Origin of the sequence: Paraburkholderia sp. (assembly GCF_036488505.1) — a bacterium.
Taxonomy (GTDB): Bacteria; Pseudomonadota; Gammaproteobacteria; order Burkholderiales; family Burkholderiaceae; genus Paraburkholderia.
The window spans coordinates 1-4,407 of record NZ_DASXHN010000357.1 but is presented as its reverse complement, the minus strand read 5'-3'; the positions used below and the strand labels follow the sequence as shown (position 1 = coordinate 4,407).

3 protein-coding genes are annotated in these 4,407 nt (G+C 59.2%); all 3 read right to left on the bottom strand.

Going from position 1 to position 4,407, the window contains the following annotated elements:
- Positions 1-161: 161 nt before the first annotated feature.
- The 3 genes from VGH68_RS21225 to VGH68_RS21215 are packed head-to-tail and all read right to left on the bottom strand — an operon-like array spanning position 162 to position 3,210.
- Positions 162-1,046, bottom strand: coding sequence for a carbohydrate ABC transporter permease (locus VGH68_RS21225; protein WP_331605670.1), 885 nt, complete (start codon positions 1,044-1,046; stop codon positions 162-164).
- A 3-nt stretch (positions 1,047-1,049) separates the two neighbouring features.
- The gene (locus VGH68_RS21220) at positions 1,050-1,967 is read right to left on the bottom strand and encodes a sugar ABC transporter permease (protein ID WP_331605669.1); all 918 of its coding nucleotides are present in this window, start codon (positions 1,965-1,967) and stop codon (positions 1,050-1,052) included.
- A gap of 7 nt (positions 1,968-1,974) precedes the next feature.
- Complete coding sequence (locus VGH68_RS21215; protein ID WP_331605667.1) at positions 1,975-3,210, bottom strand: extracellular solute-binding protein; 1,236 nt, start codon at positions 3,208-3,210, stop codon at positions 1,975-1,977.
- Positions 3,211-4,407 lie beyond the last annotated feature (1,197 nt).

Here is a 4,407-nt window from a genome sequence, read left to right as displayed (position 1 = left end):
TGTCGCATTGGACAACCTGAATTTGCAGGTGGGCAAGCGATATGCGAACGGGCATGTCTCCTTGTCCCTGATCTGCAGATTCAGGTTGTCCAATGCGACATGCCCGTTCGCATATCGCTTGCCCACCTGCTGAAATTCGATTTGAGCCATGACCTTTCCCTTTATCCCTTTACCGCGCCAGCAGTCAGACCGGACACGATGTAACGCTCGAACACCACGGCGATGATCACAGGCGGCACGATGGCGACCACGCCCGCTGCGTTGATGAACGAAAAGCTCGTCGTAAAGTCCGACGTGAAAGACGCGACGATGATCGGGACGGTCTGCGACGCGGCTGTCTGGGTAAACATCAACGCGAACAGGAACTCGTTCCAGCTAGTCAGGAACGTGAACATGATCACGGCGACGAGCGATGGCACCGCGAGTGGCAAAAACACTTTCAGCAAAACCTGAATTCGCGAGCAGCCGTCGACCCGAGCCGCCTTGTCGAGCTCGTCGGGTAGCGATTCGAAATAACTGAGCAACATGAAAACGCTGAACGGCACCGTGATCGCCAGATAGGTGATGATCAGCGCCCCGACGCTGTCGAGCAGGCCGAGCTTGCGCACGAACAGAAAGAACGGCACGACGAGCGCGATATCGGGAATCACGCGCGTAGCCAGCATGAAATACACCGACAGATCGCGGCCGATATACCGGATTTTCGCCATCGCATAAGCGGCGGGGACGCTGACGAGCAGATTGAGCAGCACCACCGCGGCCGCGACCACGAGGCTATTGCGCAGCGCCGGCAACAGGTACTGCGCGGTGGACGGAACGAACGCGGCGTTGCCGTCGTCCGACGCTGTGCCGGTACTTGCCGCAACGATCGCCTTGAAGCTGGACAGCGTCGGCGGATGCGGAATCCAATGTGGCGGAATCGACGTGATGTCCGCTTCGCGCTGCAACGAGGACGACAGCAGCCACGCAACCGGCGCCAGCACATACAGCAGCATCACGATTGAACCGGCCAGCAGCGCAATGCGCTTCACAACAGAAGAAGACATCGCTCAAAGCCTCTTGCCGAGTAGACGAATGATCGCGTACGACATCGCGAACGTAGCGAGCGCGAGCACATACGCGACCGCCGCACCGGTGCCGAACGACAGGTTGCGGAACGTCTCGACGTAGATGTGCCAGGAGAGCACGTGAGACGCGTCGGCCGGGCCGCCTTCCGTCAGAATGAAGAAGAGGTCGAAGTGCCGGACCGCCATCATCGCTTCGTAGATCATCACTAGCATGAAGCCCGGACGCATCGCCGGCAGGCTCACGTGCAGGAATCGGCTCCACACGTTTGCGCCGTCCACTCGCGCCGCCGCGTAGAGGTCCGACGGAATAGACTTCATCGTGACGAGCAGCAAAATGGTCGCGAGCGGCACTTCCTTCCACACGAATGCGTTGGAGATCAACGCCAGCGTCTTGTGCGTGTCGCCCAGCCACACCATGTACTGGCCGATTACGCCAAGCTGCAACAGCAGTCCGTTGAGCGCACCGTACCCTGAGTCGTAGATCCACTTCCACATCAGACCGTCGACCACATAGGGAATGGCCCATGGAATCAGAAGCGCGGTCGACAGAATGCGCCGGCCCCGAAAGTCCTGATTCAGCAATAGCGCCATCAGCGTCGCAATCACCATGATTGCAAGCACCGATACGACGGTGAACCACGCGGTGCGCTCGACCGCAGCCCAGAACATCGGATCGCGAAAGGTCTGGATGTAGTTGCCGAGGCCGACGAACGACACGCTGTTCATGCGCGTCAGGTGAATGTCGAAAAGGCTCGTCCAGAACGAGTAAAGCACCGGAAACACGGCGACTGCGAGCAGCACCAGCATCATCGGCATCAGCAGCAGCATTGCGCTGCGCTGATCGGAAGGCGCCACGGAATGTCTGGCGAGCCAGCGGCGGCCCAACGCATGAACGCTCATATCGACCTCAGGCTTTGCTCAATGCGGTCCACTTCTGAGCGGACCGTTTCAGCGTGTCGGCTACGCTTGCCTGACCGATGATCGCCGCTTGCCATGCGGTGCCGTTGGTCTCGTCCCATTCACCGAACCAGCGCGTGATCACATCCTTTTTGCGCGCCAGATCCTGCTGCTTCTGAAACATCGAGAAGTCGCCGTACTTTTCATACGCGGTACGCACTTGCGGGTCGTTAAAGAGCGGCTTCACGCCGAATGCCGTGCCGGTGTCGAGGAACATCGCCTTCTGAAACGCGTACTGACCGTCGAACCGTCCACCAAAGGCTTCGATCAGACGCGTCGCCTCGGCGGCGCGCGTCTTGTTGGCGCCGGCGGCGGCGCTCATCGCGTGCATGCGCATCCACGCAACCGTGGTGTGTGAACCGTTCGGGCCGGCCGGCATCAACGCCTGTTTAATATGGCCCGCGACGCGCGACTGGCGCGGGTCGTTAAGCGCCTGAATCCGGTAGCGAGGCAATAGCGCGAACGCGTGATTGCCCGACGCCACCGCCTTGAAGCCGTTCAATTCTCCCAACTCGACGCAGGCAGGCGACACGATGTGGTGCTTGTTGACCGCATCGACGACCCATTGCAACGAAGTCGCCGCGCCGTGCTTCGGATCGTCCATCACCGCGTTGCCACCGTCGTCGACAAAGCGGCCGCCGTTGGAAAACACCAGTGACGACATGAACTCGATGAGCCAGCTTTCACGTGCCATCGACAGCATCAACGGGTATTGCGAGAGGCCGGCATTCTTGATCTTCAGGGATTGCGCGACCAGTTCGTCCCACGTTGCAGGCGGCGCCGCGATGCCCGCCTTGGCGAGCTTGTCGGCGTCGTAGAGAAACGCCATGTAGTCGGTGTAGTAGGTGAGACCGTACTGATGACCCTTGTAGCGCATCGATTCAGTGCAGAAGTCCTGCACTTCGCCGTTGTACCTGAGCAGTTCCGGATGGCCGTCGAGCGGCGCAAGCCAGCCCGCGTCGGCCCACTCGGGCAGCCAGCCGTCGGACACCCATAGCACGTCGATCGGCGCCTGCCCTACGAACTTCGTCACCATTGCCTCGCGATACTGGGCGAACGGCAGGTTGTTGTAGTTGACGTTGAACCCCGCTTCTTTCTGAAACGGCACGAGCATGCGCTTCACCGTATCGACGCCGGCCGACCAGGTATGAAGATTGACGCTGTCGGCAGCGAAGGCCCGGGACATTCCCCCTATCAAACCAGAAGCAGCGAGCCCCGCGCCCGCCGACAACTGTAGAAATCGACGACGACTGTTCCCGAATCGATTGACGACGTTACTCATGGCTCACTCCGACCGTTTGCGCGGCATTGTCCACACTTGGCGTAGCCGCTGCTCCGGCTACCTGTTGAGACGCGAAGATATCGCCAAGAAAATAAATCGTCAATTGACGACATAAAAAATACAGAAAAAATTTTTGTTAGCGAACGCCAGCAGACGTGCTACGCGGACAATCCCAGTATCATCGCGCTTTCACGCATCTACGCGTTGTGTCCACGATTCGTTTACATCACTTACACGTCGTCAATCGACGAGTGATCGAGAGAATCTTGATGCCGGGGGAGCGTGGAAGAGAAATGTGGCAGGGAATGCGCACGGACCGGTGCGCACACAACGCCACCCAGCAGGGACGCAGCTGAGTCGGATGACGACCGGGGAGATTAACGATTGCGCATCCGCGCTTTCAATGGAATAACGGTGACGGGAAGCTGGCGCGGTGTGTCGCCGGGTTTCTCGGCGCCAGTAAGACGCCCTCGTCGATCAGTTGCCTGGACTTCGACAAGAAAATGGCGCTCGACGTCGTGAAAATCTGATCGTGTACGCGCGCCGTGCGTGTGGCCAATCGCAGTTCAGCCCGCGGCTGGACACTCGAGCCGCCAGCGATTCCCAGATGCTGAAGCAGAAGTGAACGAACTGATGAGTCCAACCACTTTCGAATTCCGCTACTGCATGCAGATGATGGAAAAATCCACCGTACGGCGATAAATGGTCCTGCCAAGCCACGGCACGAATGTGTACTCGTTGTATGCGTTGCTTCCGATATGGATCCAGCTATGCAGAACATGCGGCACGATGATTCCTTGGGGATGTCGAGAAGGGAATCGGTCGGGCGGCCATCCGGAACTACGATGTGGACGTCGGGCCGAAGCGCGAGCTTCGTGCTGGGACAACAGCCAGGGTGTCGCGATGAGAGAAGGGTAGGTCCGGCCACAGCGCGAGTCTACTGTGCGGTCGGATATGCAGATGCCGCATTAGCGTAACCTGCTTATACGCTCGTATAAGCAACGCAAGGAGATTGACCGAGCTCGCCCTGCAACGCGAATCTCCTGCCGAGCGGCACACCTGGGCAATCAGCGCGGCCATCGGGAAATGAACGCTGGCCTG

Excerpts from the sequence above, each read along its gene's own strand:
- VGH68_RS21225 (WP_331605670.1), bottom strand. The coding sequence starts at position 1,046 with ATGTCTTCTTCTGTTGTGAAGCGCATTGCGCTGCTGGCCGGTTCAATC.
- VGH68_RS21220 (WP_331605669.1), bottom strand. The coding sequence starts at position 1,967 with ATGAGCGTTCATGCGTTGGGCCGCCGCTGGCTCGCCAGACATTCCGTG.
- VGH68_RS21215 (WP_331605667.1), bottom strand. The coding sequence starts at position 3,210 with ATGTCCCGGGCCTTCGCTGCCGACAGCGTCAATCTTCATACCTGGTCG.